This is a genomic window from Corynebacterium sp. HMSC074C01 (genome assembly GCF_001814605.1).
Lineage (GTDB): Bacteria > Actinomycetota > Actinomycetes > Mycobacteriales > Mycobacteriaceae > Corynebacterium.
This window is the reverse complement of the sequence record NZ_KV817294.1, coordinates 1-21411: the sequence shown is the minus strand read 5'-3', so window position 1 is coordinate 21411 and position 21411 is coordinate 1. Positions and strand designations below refer to the sequence as shown.

Genomic DNA, 21411 nt, shown 5'->3' with positions numbered 1-21411 from the left:
CCTCCCTACTTCTTCTTCACGATGGCGCGGGCAATGGCGTTGACCACGAAGGTCAGCAAGAACAGCATGAGGCCGGCAGCGATGTAGGCACCAGCGCGCATCTCATTACCGAACTCTGCGGATGCCAGGGCGATGGCCATGGCGAAGGTCGTTCCGCCGTCGAAAAGCGAGAAGCGGAAGTCCACCAGCGGGGAGACAACCATGTACAGAGCCATCGTCTCACCCAGTGCACGGCCCAGACCAAGCATGGAACCGGCGATGTAGCCGGACATACCGAAGGGCAGCACCGTCATGCGGATAACTTCCCAACGGGTGGCGCCCAGTGCCAAAGCGGACTCAATTTGGCCAGGAGGGGTCTGAACGAAGACCTCACGCGCCGTGGCAGCGATAATCGGAAGAATCATCACGGCCAACACGATGCCACCGGTGAAAAGGTTACGGCCGGTAGCAAACGACGGCGAATTGTCGAAGACGGTGAAAAGGAAGAACCCACCGGCCCAGGACTCCAGCCACGAGTAGAAACCAGAAAGAGCCGGGCCAAGCACCTGCCAGCCCCACAGACCATAAACAATGGACGGGACAGCAGCGAGCATGTCCACGAGGAAGCCCAGTGGCTTAACCATGCGTGCGGGTGCGTAGTTGGACAGGAAGATGGCAATCGCCAGTGCAACCGGCATAGCCAGCAGCAGGGCGAAGACGGAAATCAGCACCGTGGTGCCGAACATGGTCGGGATACCGAACTTCATCGCGGAAGTATCGCCGGTCTCCCAACGGCCACCGTAGGTGAAGAAGCCCAAGATGCCACCATCATTGACGCCCAACGCAGGCACAGCACGCCACAGCAGGAAGCCTGCGATGGCAGCAATCATGACGGTAATCAAAGTAGCCGAAGCAGAAGAAAGGAATTCGAAGATTCGGTCGCCTGGCCGCTTAACTCCGCTACTGGAGGTTGCGGTGGCAAGTTCTTCGGATCCGCCGGTAGAAAGCCGCTCAGCAGCGGAGACGGAAAGCTCCGCCTGCTCTGGCGCCGTGGTGAGATTATTGTCTGCCATGAGACGTTCTAATCCTTTTCAGCGTTAAGAATGGAATTTGTCGTTACATACCTGCGCCCCCAAAGCGCGAATCGAGTGCGGCAGTGGGGGCGAGAGATATTAAGCTTTGTAAAGCTCTAGCTCTTACTGCAGAGCGTCAACAGCAGCCTTCAGCTTGTCCAGGTGTGCACCCTCAACCGGGATGAAGCCCTGGGAAGCAAGCTGGTCATCCTGGTGATCCAGGACGGTGGTGAAGAAGGCCTTGACCAGAGCGGAGGTCTCCTCATCGTAACCAGCGGAGCAAACGATGTTGTAGGTGGTCAGGATGAGCGGGTATGCGCCCTCATCGTCGGAAGCGAACAGAGCGTCGGAGTCAACAACCATGTTGTGCTCGGAGTCGGTCTCCTTGAACTCCAGGTTCTCCAGAGCAACGTTGACGGACTCGGTGTTCAGCTCAACCGGGCCGTGGCCGAAGTCAATCTTTGCCTTCTGAACGCCGTCTGCTTCCTTCTGGTCAGCGAAGCCGGACTCAACGTAGGTGATAGCACCCTTGATGTTGGCAACCTGGTCAGCAACACCAGCGGAACCGTTGGCGCCCTCACCAACTGCATCCGGGAACTGCTTGCCCTCGGTGTCCCAGTCGCCGGTAGCGGCCTTCAGGAACTTCTGGAAGTTAGCGGAGGTACCAGACTCATCGGAGCGGAAGATAACGGTGATGTCCTCGTCCGGCAGGTCGGTGCCTTCGTTGTCAGCAGCGATTGCCTCATCGTTCCACTTGGTGATGTCACCCTTGAAGATCTTAGCCAGGGTCTCGGTGGACAGGTTGATCTCAGTGCCCTCAAGGTTGTACGCGATAGCAACCGGACCGATGGTGGTCGGCAGGTGCCATGCCTCGTTGCCGCCACAGCGCTCAGCGGCAGCCTCAACCTCACCCTCGTCGTCCTTCAGAGCAGAGTCAGAACCAGCGAAGTCAGCCTGGCCGTTGGTGAAAGCCTCAACGCCAGCGCCGGAGCCGGATGCGTTGTAGGACAGGGAAGCATTCGGGTAATCCTCAGAGAACGCAGTCTGGAAGTAAGACATTGCATTCTGCTGGGAGGAAGCGCCGTCACCAACGAGCTCGCCGGAGACGTCGGAGCCCTCAGAGCCGCCTTCAGCGGAGCCGGAGTCGTTGGACTCGGAGCAAGCGACGAGAGCGGTGGAGGTGGCGGCGACGATGCCGAAGATAGCGGCAGTGCGCTTGAAGTTGCGGATCACGGGAAACCTTTCCGGTGCGGATACAAGAGAATGATTGTCCGAGAAAACCGTTCGCTGCAGTTCTTTAAAGGCGAGCACGATTAACTCACGGGAAGTAAAGCTATATGGGGTGGGTTAACCCCATAGGGATCAAGAGATGAACAATCGGTGAACTTGTACCAAAAGGCGGTGAGGCTAGTCACTTTTCGCCCAGACGCAGTGTTCCTCTGCAATGGAGAATCCCAAACGCTCATAGGCCTTTACTGCAGGATCATTGTCCGCCTCGACATATAAAATGACCTTGTCCGCGCGTTTTTCCACCATGCGCTGCAGCCCCGCGGTGAGCAGTGGCCCACCAAGCCCACGCCCGCGGTAGTCCTCCCCCAGTCCCACAACATAGACCTCACCGAAGGCTGGGGTGTCCTCCGCATGCCATTTCAGCCAGTGAAAACCGGCCATTGTTGGGGCACTGTGCGCACCATCGTGCGAATCCCACAGGAATAACACGTCAGCAGGATCGAACCACTCGGCTTCCATCCCGCGATGCAGGCGCTCCAGGTCCCAGCCTCCTTGCTCCGGATGCCAGGAGAAGGCCTCGTTGTTGGTGCGTACCCATTCCGCCTCGACGTGCTCGCGTCCGAAGCGCTCCACCGACTTGGTGTACGTGTGAATCTCTAGGCCGTCAACCGTTGCGGGCGCCTCTTCCGCTGCGCGTAGGTCCCGGCCCTCAATAGCCATGACGAGCAGGCGCCTGACGACATCCATCTCATTACGCTTCGCCAGCGCCTGGGCGGCCGGGAGGTTGCCATGCGCCCAGATCTGGGGGGATGCCGGGAGGGCGTCGACAAGCGCCTGCCCTATCCCTCGCCCACGGTGGTCCACACCGACAAAGAGCTCCACGGTCTGCCTGTCGAGGGCAGCCACACCGAGCACCTCACCGTCCTCGATGGCGAGCAGGTGGCGGTGGCCCAGGCGGTCATCCCGCAGCCCGATAAGAAACTGCTCTGAGAGAGGCGCAACGCCATCGTGTGTTTCCGCCGCTGCAGCAAGTTCCTCGACGCGCTGCACGAGATCTAGATTCTGCGGCACAGTAATGGTCTCTACATTCATGCTTCCCACCCTACGTGCGGTAGTAATAGAGGGGTGACCGTCATCTATCTCAGCCGCAACCTCGTACGCCTTGCCGCCGTCGCGGGAGTGGTCCTGACCGCATGGCTGGCGGATTCAGCAGTAGCGATGCATGCGGAACACACCGTGGCCCAGCAGGCGAAGACCAGCTCCCAATTGGAGAACACACCGAATGTATATATCGGCGGAGTCCCCTTTACCCTGGGCGCACTCACCAAGGAGATCCCCTACCTCGAAGTTAAATCTTCTGATGTGGAGGTTCCCAAGCTCGGCATGGTCAATGCCTCGACCACTCTGCGCGACATCACGATCCGCCCCGAGCAGCTCTTCAGCGGCGAGCTGGAAGGCTCGCCGGTGTCGACCTACACGCGCAGCATCAGCCTCGACGGTGTGGCCTTGGGCCGCATGCTGGGCATTACCGATCTGTCCATTGCCAACCCCGATGACATGTCCCCCACCGGCGGCCCCTCGGCCGAAGCTGAGCTCACCGGCACGCTACCAGGAGATAACACCAAGTCCACCGCGACGGTGACGCTGCGCCTCGTCGGCCCAGAGTTTCGCATGAGCGTCTATGGAACCGATGATGAACGCCTCAAGAAGGCTTTCGGTTTAGTCTTGGATACCCGCCAGCTCCCCCTGCCTTCCCAAGCCACCTCCGTAAAACTGCACGGCGGCTCCATCACCTTCGAGGTTCAGCGCCGCAACATCACGTTGAAGACGGCGCAGCTCTCGCCACTAGAGATCGACGGCTCAGAAGAAAAGGCCGTCGAAGATGCAGCGCAGAAGGCACAGGACACGGCCAATGAAGTGGGCAGCGCGCCAACGACGCCACCGAGTTGGCGCCAAAACTAGTTGATTCGAACGAGGTCCCGCAGGATCCGGCGGATGTTGCGGTGCATGGGCGGGGCTGGATCGACGGGGGCGAAGACTTCCAGCGCGTCCGCTTCCGATTCCAGGTGGACCTCCGTGAAGGTGCCCTCCGACTCCCCATCTGCCTGGAAGCGGTGCGGTTTCGGGCACACCAGATCCACCTCGACGGCATCCTCGAAGTGCAGCGTGCGGGCATCCGTGACCTTATTCAGCCAGTGGCGGTGATCCACACCGAAGAGGTGGAGCACGCCGACGAGACCATCAATGCCGCCGAGGTCGGACACCCCGAATAGGCCAAGGCCCTGGTCGAAGGAGTTGCGCGGATTAGTCACCACGGGCAGCGGGCCGAGGAAAGTCCACGGGTTGGTGTTGGAGGTGAACATGACGGGTACGTCGTCAGCCGCGAAGGTTTCTCCCGAACTCGAGCGCGCACGCACGCTAATGCGCGGTGGGCGGATGCGGGCGCGCTGATAGGCCTGAAAGGCCACAGCCAAATAGCGCAGCGGGGTGGCTGCAAAGCCCAACTCCCGAGCACGGTCCACGCGCGCCAGCACGTCAGCATCCAGCCCGAAACCAGCATTGACCGCGAACCATCTGTCATTCCACACACCTAAGGAGACGGTGCGGCGCGTATTGCGTTCCAGCATCCGAGCCAACACGTGCGCTGCCTCGACCGGAGTATTGGGGAACCCAAGGGCGCGAACGAAGACATTGGCGGAACCAGTGGGGATCACTGCGAGTGCTGGAATCTCCTGGGGGCTGGGGCGCTCTGCGGAATCTGCAGGACCCAGCAGCCCGTTGACAACCTCATTCACCGTGCCATCGCCGCCGAAGACCAAGATGACATCGAAGTCTTCCCGCGTCATGCCGCGCACCATATCCTGCGCGTGCCCCGGGTAATGCGTGAAGCGAGCCAGCAGCTGCAGCCCCTCCACGTCCCGAATAACGGGCAGAACCTCGCGGAAAAGGGCCGAATTCTGGCTCGTGGAGTACGGGTTTGAGATCAGCAAAACGCGCATGGCTCCCAAGACTACTGGAGCCTAGTGGTTTCCGTGATGCCACCACGACTACGCTGGGGCAGCATGAGCGAACAGACTAATAATGAAAACCAGACGGACAATACCCACCCGGAGAACACCAAGATAGACGGCAACGCAGCCGTTAACCAAGCTGCTGAAGCGTGGAAGGACGCTGCCTCCCGCAACATTCCTACCGTTGATGTGGCTGATAACCCCCTGCCGGATGAGACGGCGAACCTACGCCAGGGCCCGTCACTGCACGATGGCCTCTTGGGGCTTCTCCCCCTCGTTGGCGTCTGGCAGGGCGAAGGCCAGGCTCACAGCACCGACGGCGAACAATACGCCTTTGGCCAGCAGCTCATCATCGCCCACGATGGCGAGAACTACCTGACCTACACCTCCCGCACCTGGAAGATCGATTCTGAGGGCAAACCGGTGGGCCCAGATGTCCGCGAGTCCGGATTCTGGCGCATCTCCCTCAAGGACGAGATTGAGATGACCTACACCTCCTCCAACGGCATCAACGAGATCTTCTACGGCTCGCTGTTCAACGAGCGCGCCTGGCAGCTGGAATCTGCGTCCACCATGGTCACGGAAACAGGGCCTACCAACCTCGGCCCCGGCAAGCGTATGTACGGCCTCATGCCGAACAACAACCTGGGCTGGGTAGATGAGCGGCTTGTCGACGGCGAAATGCGCCCCTTCATGTCCGCCGAGCTCACCCGCGTGGCAGGCTAATCAGCAGGCGAGCTAGCTGAGCTAGCTAACGCTAGCTCGTAGTACGAGGGAATCTAGCGGGCTAGGGCGGCGTCGATCAGCGCGCGTATTTCTTCCGCGTTCGCCGGCGCCTTGAGTTTCTTGCCATCCAGGCGCGTCACGCGCACCGCCGTACGCACTGAGGACACCAGCCACACCGAGTCAGCTTCCTCGAGGTAGCGCAGGTCAAGCTCCTTCGCCTTGCAGCGATAGCCCTGCTCGGAGGCGTATTCGAAGAGCGCCGCTTGCGTCGTGCCGGGCAAAATGCCCTTACCGGCGGGCGTGCGCAGCTTCGACCCTTTGACCGCCACCACGGTAGAGGTGGCGCCTTCCAACACCAGCCCGGTATCGGGATCAGTAAAGATCACGTCATCAAACCCGCGGTCACGCGCCAGGCGCAGCGTGGCCATAGTGGCCGCGTAATTCAGAGTTTTCGCCGGTAGCTCCTCCGCTACTTGCCACAGACGCGGGGTACTCATTACCTTGACGCCGGTAGCACGCTGCGCCACAACCGCGTCCGGCACCTCCTGAACCACCACCCAAGCCGTGGGCACCCCGGTAGAAGCGCGGCCCCGGGTATAGGTCCACGTGCACTTGGCTTCTAGCGACGAGCCCTCCTCTCCCTCCGTGCCGGCGGGGCCATAGAAGTCCGCGATGGCCAGCTCAGTGGCTTCTTGCCACTTGTGCATCGGCGGCTCCGGCAGATCGAGCGCGCGGGCGGAATGCCGGAAGCGCTCCGCGTGGCGGTGAAAATTAGCGGCCTTGCCATTGCGAACAAGGAGGGACTCGAAGATCCCATCGCCGCGCGTCACCGCGGCATCATCCCAATAGACCAACGGAAGGTTCGGCATATGGCGCCGCACCGACCCTCCAAACGGTTCCACAACGTAGATGACCGGCTCTTTCCTGCGCTGAAGGCTCATAGACCCGATTATGCCCTACCATCGGAGGGCGTGAGTTACTCTTCGCCACTTCTTTCCCGGCCCGGAGCCGCTGAGTTCCAGGGCACCACGCTTGTCGATGTCTCCGGGGTCCCCTGGCACTATGGAAACCCCCTCGTGGAGCAGCGCGTGGTGGAAACAGGATCCGCCATCATCGACCGCTCCCATCGCCGCGTCATCGCGGTGTCTGGCCCCGATGCCCGCGCCTTCCTGCATAACCTCCTGAGCCAGAAGCTCGACGACGTAGACAGTGGCTTTTCCGCAGGCGCCCTTGACCTCAACATTCAGGGCCACGTCCTGCACCACATGGATCTGTCCTTCGACGGGGACACCTTCTACCTCGACGTGCCCACAGCACAGTTCGATTCTTTGCGGGATTTTCTCACCGCCATGGTGTTCTGGTCCGAGGTCACTGTAGAGGAAGCAGACGCGGCGATCATCACCGTGCTAGGTCAAACACTGCAGAAGCCTTCGACGGCCTTGGTCGAACGCTGCATGCAGTGGCCGGGCTGCCCGCGCCAGGATTTCCTCGTGCCGCGCCCACAGCTGGATGCTGCCGTAGCAGAGCTGGAGAAACAGGGCGGAAGCCTAGCGGGTCTCATGGCTTATACCGCGGAACGAGTACGCGCACGTGAGCCCGAACTGGCCGCTGACCTTGATGAAAAGACCATCGCCCATGAGGTCCCACAATGGATCCGACGCAACGACGATGTGCCCGCGTTCGTTCACCTAGAAAAAGGTTGCTACCGCGGACAGGAGACAGTAGCGCGCGTAGAAAACCTCGGCCGCTCTCCCCGTTTGCTGGTCATGCTTTACCTCGACGGGTCTGCCCCAGAGCGCCCCGATAGCGGCGCCGACATCACGCTCGGGGGTCGGCGCGTTGGCAGGCTCGGAACCGTGGTGGAGGATTGCGATTATGGCCCCATCGCCCTTGGTCTGATTAAGCGCAGTGCTCTCAACCACGGGGATCTGAGCATTGGTCCTGTGGCGGCATCGGTTGAACCAGATTCCATCCCCACTGATGAGGGGCCCAAGGCTGGGCGCGCCGCTGTGGACCGCCTGCGCGGGAAATAGTGGCGAATTACACATTCGCCTCTTCTCCGCGGGCTACAGCCCTTTTCGACGCGACGCTGGGGGGGTAGTTCGGAATTTTTTCGTCACACAGGCTATGGTGTCTTACAGGAACATACACATATCTGACTAAGACGATGGGGCGGCCAAGAATCCCTGGACCGCCCTACACACCTCAAGGGGGTCATGCACATGGGACGCGGACGCGCAAAGGCAAAGCAGACCAAAGTTGCACGCCAGCTGAAGTACAATTCGCCCGAGATGGATCTGGATTCGCTCCAGCGTGAACTCGCCTCACAAAACTCCAAGCGCTCCCGCGATGAGGACGAGGACCCGTACTCGGAGTACGCGGACTACGAGGACTATGCGGATCGCTGGGACTCGGACGAGTGGGATGAGGATGATTCCGACGCACGCTAAGCGCGTGGATCACTTCCCCACCGTGCACAGCACGTAAGCAAAGGGCCGGCAAGCTTCCCCCTCAATAAGAGGAGGAAACTGCCGGCCCTGTTCCTTTCCCAGGTTCCGCGCCTAGGACCTAGAACCCTGGGTGCTCCCCCGTCATAAGAACGCGCGGCTCGCCTTCTTCGGCAACGCGGACGGTACCCAACTCCCATGCTTCAACGTGGCGGGCAGTCATCATGGCCAGTGCGCGCTCGCGATCCTCCGGCGCAACGACGGCGATCATGCCGACGCCCATGTTGAAGGTCTTCTCCATCTCTTCGAGCGCAACCTTGCCCACCGAGGAAATGGTCTTGAAGATCTGGCCCGGAGTCCACGTCGAGCGGCTCACCTCAGCGGTCAGGCCCTCCGGGATGACACGCTCCAGGTTGCCGGCGAGGCCGCCGCCGGTGACGTGGCAGAAGGTGGACACCGCGCACTCAGATACCAGGGCCAGGCAGTCCTTGGCGTAGATGCGAGTTGGCTCCAGCAGCTCCTCCCCGAGGGTGCGGCCGAGATCTTCCATGTAGCCGTCGAGCGGCAGACCCGCCTGCTCTAGGAGCACGTAGCGCGCCAGGGAGTAGCCGTTGGAATGCAGGCCGGAGGACTTCATCGCGATAAGCACGTCGCCGTCGCGTACCTTGTCCGGGCCGAGGAGCTCATCAGCCTCCACCACGCCAACAGCGGTGGCGGAGACGTCGTATTCGTCCTTGCCCATCACACCTGGGTGCTCCGCAGTCTCGCCGCCGAGGAGGGCAGCACCAGCCTGGACGCAGCCCTCAGCAATGCCCTTCACAATCTCCGCTACCTTTTCCGGCACAACCTCGCCCACCGCGATGTAGTCCTGCAGGAAAAGCGGCTCGGCGCCGCACACGACAAGGTCATCCACGCACATGGCGACAAGGTCGATGCCGATGGTGTCGTGCTTGTCCATGGCCTGGGCCACGGCCAGCTTGGTGCCCACGCCATCAGAGCCAGCTGCGAGGACCGGTTCCTTGTAGTTCCCCAGCTTGAATAGGCCGGCGAAGCCGCCGAGCCCACCCATCACCTCGGGGCGGGTGGCGCGCTTAGCGTGGGGGGTAATTAGCTCTACTGCGCGGTCGCCTTCCTCAATGTTGACGCCGGCGGCAGCATACGTGTTCTCGCTCATGAGTGACTTAGTCCTTATTCCTTAGTTTGTCGTCGAGCCCTGCAGGGTGCGCACGGCCTCAGCATTGGGGTTTCCGGCGGGCAGTCCAAGTGGGTATTTACCGTCGAAGCATGCGCAGCACAGTTCGCTGCGGGGCTGCTCGGTGGCCGCCACCATCTCATCGATGGAGACAAACCCCAGCGAATCAGCACCAATCGCGGTGCAAATGGTCTGTGCTACCTCTTCCGGATCATCGGAGGGGTTGGCGTTGGCAATGAGCTCGCCTGGGGAGGCAAAGTCAATGCCGTAGAAGCATGGCCACTTCACCGGCGGGGAGGCAATGCGCACGTGGACTTCGGCAGCGCCGGCTTCCCGCAGCATCCGAATCAGTGCGCGCTGCGTGTTACCACGCACAATCGAATCATCCACCACCACGATCGACTTGCCTTCGATAACCTCCCGCAGCGGATTGAGCTTGAGGCGAATGCCCATCTGGCGTTGAGACTGTGTGGGCTGGATGAAGGTGCGCCCCACATAGGAGTTCTTCACCAAGCCATGCGCAAAGGTCAGCCCGGATTCGCGGGCATACCCCACGGCGGCCGGGTTGCCGGACTCAGGAACGGGGATCACCATGTCCGCATCGGGTGCCGGGTACTGGCGCGCTAGGCGCCGCCCAATTTCCACGCGCGTGGCGTTGACGGAGCGGCCCTTGATATTCGTATCTGGCCGAGCCAGATAGACATATTCGAAGACACAGCCGTGGCGCTGTGTTTCCGCGAAGCGCTCGGAGCGGATGCCGGTCTCATCGATAGCGACGAGTTCGCCCGGTTCGATTTCCCGGATGAACTGCGCGCCCACGATGTCGAGCGCACAGGTTTCGCTAGCAACCACCCAGCCGGTGTTAAGCCGTCCGAGGGCTAGCGGGCGCACGCCATGCGGGTCGCGGGCGGCGTAGAGGGTGTGCCCGTCCGTAAAGGTCAGGCAGTACGCACCTTTCACAGTGGGCAAGAGCTGCAGAGCGGAATCGAACACGCTTCTGTCTTCGCTCACGCCATCAGCCAGCAAGATGGACAGACACATGGAGTCCGAGACGGACTCTTCCTGCGGCTTGATGAGCCCGCGTTCCACGGCCTCGGCGCGCAGCTCCTGGTAGTTCACCAGGTTGCCGTTGTGACCAAGCGCGATATCGACGCCGCTGGGCGACGTCCCAAACATCGGCTGCACATTCGACCATTCCTTGCCACCCGCAGTGGAATAACGCGTGTGACCGACGGCCACGTTTCCGTGCAGTGAGGTGAGGATGGATTCATCAAAAACATTGGAGACTAGGCCCATGTCTTTGAAGACAACAATGCGGTCATCATCCCCGACCGCGATGCCGGCGGCCTCTTGGCCGCGGTGCTGGAGGGCGAAAAGTCCGAAGTAGGTTAACTTGGAAACCTCTTCTCCTGGTGCCCAAACACCGAAGACTCCGCACTCTTCGCGGGGCTCCGGATCCAGGCTGGGATCCGTAGACAGGGGCTTAGTCATGCTCTGGACGTGTTCAGCTACCACGGCGCTAATCCTAGCTGTTCCGGCCAGTGAAAACTAACGGAATCACGGGCAGGCAGCCAGCGATCTCGTGAGAGCGGGAGCCGGAGGCGTCCACGCGGCCGTCGTGAAGCGCCTGCTCCCAGTCCAGGACGCCCGTGGCCAGCTGCAACCATGTCTGGGGATCCGTCTCCACCACATTCGGAGGGGTGCCCCGGGTGTGCCGGGGCCCGTCAATACACTGCACTGCCACGAATGGGGGGACCCGCAGTTCCACGGAGTGGCCCGGCGCGTCCGCCTCTAACAGGCGGGCTGTGGTCCGAGTGGCTTTCGCAAGAGCCGGGCGACCTGGCTTTTCCACCCCTTCAGGGTCACGAATCCACTCCTCCACTGCTTCGACAGCGGCACGGGTGGTTGCGGCATCAACAGCCTTCTTCATACGCTACGCACGCTCCCTGATACTTTGTTATCCATGTCACCAACCATGCCACCAAGCTCCTCGGAAGAAAAGAAGCCTGTCCCGACCGGGAAGTCCCCCTCCATCACGCTGCGGTTTATGGCCGCCCCGACAGATCTCACCATCGCCGGCGCCCAAGGCATCGGCGGCGGGCGTGTTTTGGAGTGGATCGATAAGGCTGCCTATGCGTGTGCGGTCCAGTGGTCGGGCACCTACTGCGTGACTGCCTACGTGGGCCACATCCACTTCACGCGCCCAATCCCTTCGGGCCACTTGGTGGAGGTGCGCTCGCGCATCGCGATGACGGGGCGGTCCTCCATGCACATCGTCAACGAGGTGCTCTCCGCAGACCCGCGCGATGGCATCTTTACCCGCGCGTGCGACTGCCTCGTCATCTTCGTAGCCAAAGATACCGAAACCGGGAAGTCGGTGGCTGTTCCGCCGCTGATTCCGGACTCCACTGAGCACCAGCGCGTATGGGAGGCCGCGGAATCCCGCATCGAGCTGCGCAAAGCCATCGAAGCGGAGATGGAAAAGCAGACTTATGACGGCCCGTCCGACGCTCCCCGCATGGTCAACCGCTTCTTGGCCAAGCCCACCGACGTCAACTGGGGCGGCAACGTCCACGGCGGAACGGCGATGGAATGGATTGATGAGGCGGGCGCTGCCTGCACCATGGAATGGTCGGGCGAGCACACCGTTGCGGTCTATGCCGGTGGTATTCGCTTCTACCGTCCGATTCATATTGGAGACCTCATCGAGGTGGATGCCCGTATGATGCGCACGGATACCCGCTCGATGCAGATGTCCGTCCACGTGCGCTCGGGCAACCCGCGCGGCGGCCGCGAAAAACTGGAGACCGCCATCCACGCCACAGTCTCCTACATGGCGATGGATGCTGACTGGCAGCCACTAGCCGCCCGCCAGTTCACTCCCCGCACCGAGGAGGACAAGCGCCTCTGGGAGCACGCCGGCATCCTCCGCGGACTGCGCGGCAAGTACTCCCCGAAGCCACTGGTGGTGGCACCGAAGCACCAGCACGTGGATTAATTGCTAATCCAGCGGCTCAACCCTGCACACCACGTGGAGTGAGCTGGGGTCCTTGGCCTTGCGCAACGTAAGAGTACGGTTTTTACCACCGCCGTCCGTTTCGCCGCCTGGGGCCACGTAGACACCCGTGGTCGCCGGAAGAATGACCGGCTTGTAGAAGTCCGCGCTGATGCGAACAGCACCCGGAAGGGTGCCGTCAAGCACCGACAGCATACGGGCGTGCGTGTACATGCCATGCGCAATGGGCGCGGGGAAACCGAAGAGTTTGGCACCCACGGCGGAGACGTGGATGGGGTTCTTATCACCAGACGCCGCCGCATAGACGCGAGTGCTCTCGGCGCTAAAGCGCAGCGTTGCCGTAGGGGTCCCCACCTCGTCGCCGGAGAAGTCGAGGAAACGCTCGGCTTCTGGGCGGGTTCTCACTTGCCGCGGGGTGTCCTTGGTGAATTTCGCACCCTGGCCTAGGAAGACTGATGTCTGGCGCCAGATCTCCTCGCCGCCCACGCTGTAGGTGGTCACCATATCGATGACCAAGCCTTTGCGGTGTGGGCGCAGGTTTTCCGCATGCACGGCGATGTCATAGCGCTCGTCGACGCGCAGCGGGCGTGTCTGCTCAATGCGGTTGGACAGGTGCACCACGCCCACAGCGGGGAAAGGAAAATCCGGAGCGGCCATCACCTTGATGGCGAGCGGGAAGGCCAGCGCGTACAGATAAGTAGCGGGCAGCTCGTTGCCCAGGCGCAGGCCCGTGGCTTGACAGTAGCGAGCCAGGTGCTCGGTGTCTACGCGCACTCCCGCGACCCGGTAAGCAGTCTGTGGGTCGTCGACCTTGCGCTTGCCTGCCCCCAGCCCGGGGATGGGCACCGCACCCACCGTGAGTTTGCGATAGAGCGCAGGAAGATCTGGAATCTCGTTGAGTGTGGTGACGTTCATTTAGGCTCCCATGAGGTTCTGGCCGCAAACGCGGACGGTGTTGCCGCTCACCGCGGCGGAGGCCGGCGAGGCGAAGAAGGCGACGGTCTCGGCGACGTCGACAGGCAAGCCACCTTGCTGCAGTGAGTTCAGGCGGCGGCCGATCTCGCGCGGGCCGGTCGGCATCGCCGCGGTCATGGCGGTTTCAATAAAGCCCGGCGCCACTGCGTTGATGGTGGAGCCGTTCTCAGCGAGGACGGGACGCAGGGCGTCGACCAGCCCAATGATTCCGGCCTTAGTGGTGGCGTAATTCGTCTGGCCGCGATTGCCGGAAATACCCGCCATGGAGGACACACCAATCACTGCGGCACCCGGCGCGAGGGAGCCAGACTCCAGGAGGTTTTCGGTGATGCGCACCGGCGCCAGAAGGTTAACGGCCAGGACAGCATCCCACTGGCCTTCATTCATATTGGCCATAAGCTTGTCGCGGGTAATACCGGCGTTGTGGACGATGACGTCGATGGCTCGGCCGTGGCGCTCCTGCGCGTGCTGGGCAATCTTGTCGGCGGCCTGGGGGTCGGTGACGTCGAGAGGCAGCGCGGTGCCCTTGACCTTGTTCGCGGTCTTGGCCAAGTGCTCGCTGGCCTGCGGGATGTCGATGCAGATGACGCTCGCACCATCGCGCGCCAGCACCTCAGCAATGGTGGCGCCGATGCCGCGGGCCGCACCAGTCACCACCGCCAACCGCCCGTCAAGGGGCTGCTCCCAGTTCTGCACTTCGCCATTGGTTGCCGGGGAATCGTGTCCCTGGGCGCTGACGCGCACAACCTGCCCGTCCACGAAGGCCGACTTCCCAGAAAGGAAGAAGCGGAGCGTGGACTCCACCTCTGCGGTGGCAGCAGGGTCTGCCCAGACCAGGTTTACGGTGCCGCCCTTGCGCATTTCCTTGGCCAGGGAACGGGTGAATCCTTCGAGGGCACGGGCGGCAATGCGGGCGTCGATAGTGTCCGCAGCTTCCGGGGTGGTGCCGACGACCACCAAGCGCGCGCACGGCAGGAGGTTGCGCATCTGCGGGTTGAAGAAATCATAGAGCTCGCGCAGCTTTTCGGGGGTGTCCAGGCCGGTGGCGTCGAAGACGAGGGCGGCGCGCTTCGCCTCCGCGGAAGCATTGATGACCTGGTAGTCCACGGCTAGCTGGGAACTCAGAAACTCAGCGATGCGCCCCTGGCCGCCAATGACGATGGGGCCATCGAGCGCTGGTTCCCCAGCCTTGTGGCGACGCAGGGGGTGGCCTTGGGGTACTCCTGCTTTGGCGGCGAGCGGTGAGTTGATGAGCTTCTCAGCAAATGTGACGTTCGGCATAGGCTGGCATGTTCCTTTCTCGATTCTTCACAACCTTGCGAGCTTTGTTGAGCTGGTTGCAAGGTTAGTTAATTGAGTGATAGAACTAACAATATCACTTTAGTTGTGACGCGAAATGAACAGTCGGGTTGCTCCCCCCCCCTCCCGCTGGGACGATTCGCACCAGACCACTCGCGAAGGAGTTTTCAATGACCAACCCCCCGCACCGCGTAGCCATCCTCGGCGGTAACCGCATTCCCTTTGCTCGCTCCAATAAGCAGTACGCCCACGCGTCCAACCAAGACATGCTCACCAGTGCGTTGGATGGACTCGTCGCACGTTACGGGCTTCACGACGAACGCCTCGGCCTCGTCGCCGCCGGCGCTGTGCTCAAGCACTCCCGCGATTTCAATCTGACCCGCGAGTCGGTCCTCGGTTCCGCGCTCGACTCGACCACCCCAGCACTCGATATGCAGCAGGCCTGCTGCACTTCTCTTGCGGCAGCTATCCACGTCGGTGATGCCATTGCCCAAGGCCGGATCTCCGCCGGCATCGCAGGAGGCACGGACACCACCTCGGATGCCCCGCTGGCTGTCAATGACACGCTGCGCCGCACACTACTCAATCTCACCCGCGCCAAGACGGCCGCGCAGCGCGCCCAGCTCATCGGCTCCATCCGCCCGTCGCAGCTGGCCCCGGAACAGCCGCAGAACGGCGAACCCCGCACCGGTCTCTCCATGGGTGACCACGCCGCCATCACCGCCCGCGAGATGAACGTCAGCCGCGAAGCCCAGGACAAGCTGGCACTCGCCTCCCACCAGAACCTCCACAAGGCCTGGGAGGAGGGTTTCTTCGATGACCTCACCACCGGCTTCCTCGGCGTCAATCGCGATACCAACCTGCGTCCGGATTCCTCCCTGGAGTCCCTAGCCAAGCTCAAGCCGGTCTTTGGTAAACGCGATGCCGAGCAGCACGGCACACAGGCGACGATGACAGCAGGCAACTCCACGCCGCTGACCGACGGCGCCTCCGTCGCTCTCCTCAGCTCTGAAGAGTGGGCGGCTGAGCACAACATCGAGCCCCGCGCCTTCCTGGTGGATTCCGAAACCGCGGCCGTCGACTTTGTCCACGGCCCAGATGGCCTACTCATGGCCCCTACCTACGCGGTTCCTCGCCTGCTGGAGCGCAACAATCTGAGCCTGCAGGATTTCGATTTCTACGAGATCCACGAAGCCTTCGCCTCCCAGGTACTCGCCACCCTGTCTGCGTGGGAGGACGAAACCTACTGCCGCGAGCGCCTCGGCCTGCAGTCCGCGCTGGGCCCCATCGACCGCGCCAAGCTCAACGTCAAGGGCTCTTCCCTTGCTGCCGGCCACCCCTTCGCCGCCACCGGCACCCGCATCCTCGCCACCACCGCCAAGATTCTTGAAGAAAACGGCGGCGGACGCGCCCTCATTTCCATCTGCGCCGCCGGCGGCCAGGGTGTCGCGGGCATCGTCGAGCGCTAAAAACTTCCCTCCCAGAAAGGACCCCACCATGGCACTCACCAAGTCCTCCTCGGACAAGAAACCCGTCTCCCCAGAGCTCAACAACCAGGCCTCCACCGACGCCCCCAAGGCCGAGGCCCGCAGCCCACACCGCCTGCCCACCACCCCCAAGCCTTCCGTCGCCACCGAGCTTGCCGCGCTTCTCGACGGCCCCCACGCCGCCTTCCGCCAGGAGCTGCGCACCTTCCTCAACGATCCTTCGCTCTTCCCGAACCCGGATCTGCCCATGGCGGAGCAGCGCCTACACACCTTTGAGAACCTCTCCAAGGTTCGTGACTTCGGCGGATTCAACCACGGCCTGCGCCGCGCCAACGGCGGTGCCGGCAAGCCAAATCTCTCCACCTTCACCCTCGAGGGCTTGGCGTGGGTCGACGGTTCGCTGGCGATTAAGTCCGGTGTGCAGTGGGGCCTGTGGGGTGGAGCGCTGGATCAGCTAGGCACCGAGCGCCACCTCAAGTGGGTTGAGAAGGCCGCCAGCCTGGAGTTGCCGGGCTGTTTCGCCATGACTGAGCGCGGCCATGGTTCCGATGTGCAATCCCTCGAGACCACCGCCACCTTCGACCCGGATACCGATGAGTTCATCATCAACACCCCCTCCGATTCCGCGGTGAAGAACTACATCGGTAACGCCGCCAAGGATGGCCGCGCGGCCGTCGTCTTCACCCAGCTCATCACCCCGGATAGCGACGGCCGCTCCCACGGCGTCCACGCCATCATCGTCCCCATCCGCGATGGAGAAGGCAAGGAGCTGCCAGGCGTTACCTTGGGCGATCATGGCCACAAGGGTGGTTTGGTAGGCGTCGATAATGGCACCCTGCGCTTCGACAAGGTCCGCGTGCCGCGCGAAAACCTGCTCAACCGCTTCGCCGATGTGGACGAGAACGGCAAGTACTCCTCCCCCATCGAGTCCAAGAATGCTCGCTTCTTCACCATGCTGGGCACTCTCATCCGCGGCCGCATCGGCGTATCCGGCGCAGCGGGTGCCGCCACCGAGGCATCCCTGGACATTGCGATTCGCTACGCCAACCGCCGCCGCCAGTTCGAAGGCGCCACCGGCGCGGAAAAGCGCCTCATCGAGCACCGTCAGCACCGCCGCCGCCTACTCATTCCGCTGGCCCGTACGTACGCACTGCACCTGCTCTACAACCAGATTCTGGAGCGCTACCAGGAGCAAACCGATCAGCACGAGGCTGGCACCTGGTCTGTGACGGAACCGACCGAAGAGCAGAAATTCGCCTCTCGCGAGATGGAGTCTCTGGCCGCAGCCATCAAGACTGCACAGACCCAGCACGCTACACGCACCATTCAGGAATGCCGCGAGGCCTGCGGCGGCGCCGGCTATATGTCAGAGAACCGCCTGACCACCTACCGCGCCGATTCCGATGTCTTCGCGACCTTCGAGGGTGATAACACGGTGCTCATTCAGATGGTGGGCAAGAACCTGCTCACCGCTTATGGCCGCGCGATGAATGACATGAGCCCGTGGGACACCGTGAAGTACGCAGCCTCCACCGCCACCGATGTGGTTCGTCGCCGCTATGGATTCACCACCCGCCTGCAAAGCCTGGTGGACCGCGTGAATCCCTCTGAGGCTTCGCTTTTCGACGCCACCTACCAGGCCAAGCTGATCGACGACCGCGCCCAGTCCATCCTCTTCTCCCTCGTGCGCCGCATCCAGCCGGCCCGCAAGGCCGATAAGGTGCAGGCTGCTGCCATCGTTGACCAGTGCCAGGATCACCTCATCGCCGCCGGCTGGGCTCGTGTGGATACTTTGTTGGTCCAGGCCATGATTGAGGCAGAGGAGCGTCTTGAGGAAGGTTCGCTGGCGCGCCAGGTCTTTGAGCAGCTACGCCACCTCTTCGTCTTCGACACCTTGGTTCAGCACGCGGGCTGGTACCAGGAGCACAACCTGATCCCGGCTGGCCGCATCAAGGCTGCCCGCGCCGCCATCAACGACCTTGTTGATTCGCTGGCACCGTGGTCCGTCGTTCTCGTGGATGCCTTCGGCGTCCCGCCTGAGGTCCACAACATCCCGATGCTCACCGAGGCCGGTGTGGATCCGCTCCACGTCTAGCCACTCCACGCATGCTGAGGGCACTTCCGCCACCTGGCGGGGTGCCCTCCCTGTCTTTCAGTCACGCGCAGTATCACGCATTTAACATCCACAAGCATGACTACCTCACACGCCATGTTCTCCAGTTCCTTCCCGCCTTCCGATGACCTCTTGGTTTCCGGCACCCTCCGCAACGACATCTCGCTTCATCTGTGCCACGGCCATTCACGCCAGGACATTCACAATGACTTCATTGAGCTTCTCGACGATCCTTCCGAGTGGACGACAGTGCGCACGGATCCCTTCCCGGAAGACTTCGATGCCATCATCGACGAAGTTGCCGCTGAGTACGCACATAAGGTCACAGAGAAGTCCGCAGACGCACAGCGCCTCGACACCCTTCGGGGTGAACTGCGACAGCGCAACCTAGCTTTCAGCTTTGACGAGGGGTGGGACGCCTCCGACGGCGCTGAGTGCGGCGCCGAAATGGCGGAAGAAGACGGTGCCGCAGGATATGTTTATTGCCACATGCAGGACGTCGACAGGCTGATCCATACCGGAGACCTCTTCTTCGGTTTCGGCACGATGAAAACCGATGCCGAGCTCAGCACACCTGTGGCCGTTGGCGAGCTACTCGTCGAAGCGCTGCACGCTGTTGGTTTCAACCCCACGTGGGATGGCAACCCTAACGCACGTGTACTCTGCCAGGGCCTCGTCGTCGAGTACCCGCTCGCTGAGGACCTCACCAACTCCGAATAGGCTCCTTCCATAGCGCCCATAAAGCTATCCCCCTCCCGTTCGGCTAGCCCGCAACAACCATCCAGATGGCTACCATGTGCACCACCGCCGCGGCAATCGTCGCGGTGTGAAAGTGTTCGTGGTAGCCATACCAGCGCGCGTTGCGCCCCGGCCACTTAAAGCCGTACATCAACGCACCCAACGAGTAGACCACCCCACCTGCGAACAGCAGCCACACCACGGCCGGTCCAGCGGATTGCCACAGATTCGGCAACAGAGGCAGGATGAGCCAGCCCAACACGAGATAGACCACCACGTCCAGCCACCGTGGGTGATTAATCCACACCAAGTTCAAGACAACACCCATGATGGCGCCCACCCACGCAGCAGCCAGCATCCATAGCGCCTGCGTCGGGTCCAGCACGATGGCGCACAGCGGCGTGTAGGTCGCCGCAATGAACACCGAAATCGTTGCGTGATCAGCACGCCGCCACCACTGCACCGCGCGCATAGATACCCACGGCCAGCGGTGGTACAACGCCGAGACCGTAAAGAGACCAACCACGCCGACGCCATAAACCGTCACCGCTAGCCCCTGCCACCACGGCAGCGTCATCCACGCAAAGGTAATCAAAACCGTCGATGCGATCAGGGAGGCAATGGCCGCGAAGAAGTGCCCCCAGCCACGCGTTAGTGGGCGCGGGCCGCGGTCCGCCATCCAGTAGGTGCGCTGAATGCGCTGCTCCATAGTGCTGTGATCGCGCATAGCGCTTTCTGCAACTGGCGAATCTTGCGGGGAAGATATGTGAGCACTGGGTGCGTTCATAGTGATGGCCCTTGCCTTATCTGAAATGCAGGTCATGCGAATAACGCATTCACCCCCAAAACTTACGTACCCGTAACTATACGGCCGAGCATTGCGGCGGACAAGGGTTGAGCGAAAGTTTTCGCCAGGTTTTCTGCCGATATTTGCAGTTCGGCAGAGTTAACAACGTAAACTACACTCGTTATGTTTTCCTATGTCTCACGTTCTCGCCGCGCCGCGGCGCTGTTCGCAGCTGCCATGGTGGCACTGGGGGCGGCGTCGGCAGGCATTGGCTCCGCCTCCGCCCAATCCAGCACCATCGGTGAGGTTTCCTCGCGCGTGACCAACCCGCAGCCCTGGCTGGGTGACAAGCCTTTCATCACCGCGAAGCGCCACATGGGTGGCAACCACTGGGTGGTGGACGTGTGGTCCCCGACCAACCGTGCGGTGATTTCTAATAACGTCTTGCTCCCCGAGGGCGATAAGCCGCGCCCCTCCTTCTACTTGCTGCCCGGCGTGGAGGGCGGCCAGGCCGGCATGAACTGGATGACGCACTCCGATATCCGCCATTGGGCCGTGGGCAAGAACGTCAACGTGGTGATGCCGCTTGGCGGCGCTTACTCTCTCTACACCGATTGGAATGCCGAGGATCCTATCCTGGGTGTCAACAAGTGGAACACCTACATGACCGCTGAGTTGCCCCCGCTGATCGACGCCGAATTCCACGGCACCGGCCGCGACGCCATCGGCGGCATTTCCTCCACCGGCGGCGCTGCACTCGACATCGCCGGCCACGCCCCACAGCGCTACAAGGCCGCGGCTTCCTACTCCGGCTGCCCGGTACGCTCCGGCGCGATTGGATTCCCCACTTCCACCGCAATGATCGCCTACGGCGGCGGCTCCTCCTTCAATGCATGGGGCTTGCCGGGCTCCCCGCAGTGGTTCGAGCACGACCCCAACGCCAACCCCGGACGCCTGCGCGACGTCGAAGTCTTCGTAGGCTCGGCCTCCGGTACCCCGGGCCCCATCGATGGCACCAACAACCCGGCCCAGTGGCTCGGCCCCCGCGTGGTAGAGATGGTGGCCAACCAGTGCTCGGAGGAATTCACCCGCAACGCCCGCAACGCCGGGGTGCGCGTGAACCGTTACTTCAGCCCCCAGGGTTCGCACACCTTCAACCTCTTCTCCCACCAGATGAAGCTGAGTTGGGACCAGACCATCGCCCGCACCATCGGTGCTTGATTGGTTGGTTCCTAGAAAGCTGTCACCTCACTGTTCACAGCATGCTCACAATCTTCGTCTCGGCCAGCCTTAGTGGATTAATGGGCTCTTCCGGTTTCGGGGTGCGTAGCGGGGTGA

General features: G+C 62.1%; 20 protein-coding genes. 9 read left to right on the top strand and 11 right to left on the bottom strand.

Annotation, left to right across the window (positions count from 1 at the left end; translation table 11 throughout):
* Window positions 1-5: 5 nt before the first annotated feature.
* From pstC to mshD, 3 genes are all read right to left on the bottom strand, one after another.
* Window positions 6-1052: a phosphate ABC transporter permease subunit PstC gene (gene pstC, locus HMPREF2978_RS08990; protein WP_070524758.1), complete on the bottom strand. Its 1047-nt coding sequence runs from the start codon at window positions 1050-1052 to the stop codon at window positions 6-8.
* A gap of 123 nt (window positions 1053-1175) precedes the next feature.
* Complete coding sequence (gene pstS / locus HMPREF2978_RS08985) at window positions 1176-2285, bottom strand: phosphate ABC transporter substrate-binding protein PstS (RefSeq protein ID WP_070524760.1); 1110 nt, start codon at window positions 2283-2285, stop codon at window positions 1176-1178.
* Between the two features lie 174 nt (window positions 2286-2459).
* On the bottom strand, window positions 2460-3374 hold the full coding sequence (mshD, locus tag HMPREF2978_RS08980; RefSeq protein ID WP_070745114.1) for a mycothiol synthase: 915 nt from the start codon (window positions 3372-3374) through the stop codon (window positions 2460-2462).
* Between the two features lie 33 nt (window positions 3375-3407).
* On the opposite strand from mshD, the gene HMPREF2978_RS08975 reads away from it, so the two are divergent.
* Window positions 3408-4244, top strand: a complete 837-nt coding sequence (locus HMPREF2978_RS08975; protein ID WP_070524764.1) for an LmeA family phospholipid-binding protein — start codon at window positions 3408-3410, stop codon at window positions 4242-4244.
* On the opposite strand, the gene HMPREF2978_RS08970 is transcribed toward HMPREF2978_RS08975, so the two are convergent.
* Window positions 4241-5281 (bottom strand): diacylglycerol/lipid kinase family protein, encoded by a 1041-nt coding sequence (locus tag HMPREF2978_RS08970; RefSeq protein ID WP_070524766.1) that lies wholly within the window; start codon window positions 5279-5281, stop codon window positions 4241-4243. The two genes, HMPREF2978_RS08975 and HMPREF2978_RS08970, sit on opposite strands and share 4 nt — an antisense overlap.
* A 63-nt stretch (window positions 5282-5344) precedes the next feature.
* Here HMPREF2978_RS08970 and HMPREF2978_RS08965 point away from each other — a divergent pair, with 63 nt between their 5' ends.
* Window positions 5345-6019: a heme-binding beta-barrel domain-containing protein gene (locus HMPREF2978_RS08965; RefSeq protein WP_070745112.1), complete on the top strand. Its 675-nt coding sequence runs from the start codon at window positions 5345-5347 to the stop codon at window positions 6017-6019.
* A gap of 53 nt (window positions 6020-6072) precedes the next feature.
* Here the strand turns inward: HMPREF2978_RS08965 and HMPREF2978_RS08960 are convergent, their stop codons facing one another.
* A complete protein-coding gene (locus tag HMPREF2978_RS08960) occupies window positions 6073-6960 on the bottom strand; it encodes an aminodeoxychorismate lyase (protein ID WP_070745110.1) in 888 nt (295 codons plus the stop codon).
* 30 nt (window positions 6961-6990) lie between these two features.
* On the opposite strand from HMPREF2978_RS08960, the gene HMPREF2978_RS08955 reads away from it, so the two are divergent.
* Window positions 6991-8052 carry a CAF17-like 4Fe-4S cluster assembly/insertion protein YgfZ gene (locus HMPREF2978_RS08955; protein WP_070524772.1) on the top strand — a complete coding sequence of 354 codons (1062 nt, stop codon included), beginning with the start codon at window positions 6991-6993 and terminating at the stop codon, window positions 8050-8052.
* A gap of 189 nt (window positions 8053-8241) precedes the next feature.
* Window positions 8242-8469: a DUF3073 domain-containing protein gene (locus HMPREF2978_RS08950; RefSeq protein ID WP_210383598.1), complete on the top strand. Its 228-nt coding sequence runs from the start codon at window positions 8242-8244 to the stop codon at window positions 8467-8469.
* Between the two features lie 118 nt (window positions 8470-8587).
* On the opposite strand, the gene purM is transcribed toward HMPREF2978_RS08950, so the two are convergent.
* The 3 genes from purM to HMPREF2978_RS08935 are packed head-to-tail and all read right to left on the bottom strand — an operon-like array spanning window position 8588 to window position 11588.
* Window positions 8588-9640 carry a phosphoribosylformylglycinamidine cyclo-ligase gene (purM, locus tag HMPREF2978_RS08945; protein WP_070524776.1) on the bottom strand — a complete coding sequence of 351 codons (1053 nt, stop codon included), beginning with the start codon at window positions 9638-9640 and terminating at the stop codon, window positions 8588-8590.
* A gap of 21 nt (window positions 9641-9661) precedes the next feature.
* Entirely contained in the window at window positions 9662-11149 is a 1488-nt protein-coding gene (gene purF / locus HMPREF2978_RS08940; RefSeq protein WP_210383599.1) for an amidophosphoribosyltransferase, read from the bottom strand.
* 34 nt (window positions 11150-11183) lie between these two features.
* Entirely contained in the window at window positions 11184-11588 is a 405-nt protein-coding gene (locus tag HMPREF2978_RS08935) for a sterol carrier family protein (RefSeq protein WP_070524780.1), read from the bottom strand.
* 33 nt (window positions 11589-11621) lie between these two features.
* Between HMPREF2978_RS08935 and HMPREF2978_RS08930 the strand changes: the two genes are divergently transcribed.
* Window positions 11622-12656, top strand: a complete 1035-nt coding sequence (locus HMPREF2978_RS08930) for an acyl-CoA thioesterase (protein WP_070524782.1) — start codon at window positions 11622-11624, stop codon at window positions 12654-12656.
* A 3-nt stretch (window positions 12657-12659) separates the two neighbouring features.
* Here HMPREF2978_RS08930 and HMPREF2978_RS08925 read toward each other — a convergent pair whose 3' ends face one another.
* Both HMPREF2978_RS08925 and HMPREF2978_RS08920 read right to left on the bottom strand, forming a co-directional pair.
* Complete coding sequence (locus HMPREF2978_RS08925; protein ID WP_070745108.1) at window positions 12660-13589, bottom strand: MaoC/PaaZ C-terminal domain-containing protein; 930 nt, start codon at window positions 13587-13589, stop codon at window positions 12660-12662.
* A complete protein-coding gene (locus tag HMPREF2978_RS08920) occupies window positions 13590-14930 on the bottom strand; it encodes a 3-oxoacyl-ACP reductase (protein WP_070745107.1) in 1341 nt (446 codons plus the stop codon).
* Between the two features lie 188 nt (window positions 14931-15118).
* Here HMPREF2978_RS08920 and HMPREF2978_RS08915 point away from each other — a divergent pair, with 188 nt between their 5' ends.
* The 3 genes from HMPREF2978_RS08915 to HMPREF2978_RS08905 all read left to right on the top strand — a co-directional run bounded on the left by HMPREF2978_RS08915 (window position 15119) and on the right by HMPREF2978_RS08905 (window position 19268).
* Entirely contained in the window at window positions 15119-16417 is a 1299-nt protein-coding gene (locus tag HMPREF2978_RS08915) for an acetyl-CoA C-acetyltransferase (protein WP_070745105.1), read from the top strand.
* A 28-nt stretch (window positions 16418-16445) separates the two neighbouring features.
* Window positions 16446-18530: an acyl-CoA dehydrogenase family protein gene (locus HMPREF2978_RS08910; RefSeq protein WP_070745103.1), complete on the top strand. Its 2085-nt coding sequence runs from the start codon at window positions 16446-16448 to the stop codon at window positions 18528-18530.
* 96 nt (window positions 18531-18626) lie between these two features.
* Window positions 18627-19268, top strand: a complete 642-nt coding sequence (locus tag HMPREF2978_RS08905; RefSeq protein ID WP_070524791.1) for a DUF6891 domain-containing protein — start codon at window positions 18627-18629, stop codon at window positions 19266-19268.
* A 43-nt stretch (window positions 19269-19311) separates the two neighbouring features.
* On the opposite strand, the gene HMPREF2978_RS08900 is transcribed toward HMPREF2978_RS08905, so the two are convergent.
* On the bottom strand, window positions 19312-20013 hold the full coding sequence (locus HMPREF2978_RS08900) for a PAQR family membrane homeostasis protein TrhA (RefSeq protein WP_070524792.1): 702 nt from the start codon (window positions 20011-20013) through the stop codon (window positions 19312-19314).
* A 243-nt stretch (window positions 20014-20256) separates the two neighbouring features.
* Here HMPREF2978_RS08900 and HMPREF2978_RS08895 point away from each other — a divergent pair, with 243 nt between their 5' ends.
* A complete protein-coding gene (locus HMPREF2978_RS08895) occupies window positions 20257-21294 on the top strand; it encodes an alpha/beta hydrolase (protein WP_070745101.1) in 1038 nt (345 codons plus the stop codon).
* Window positions 21295-21411 lie beyond the last annotated feature (117 nt).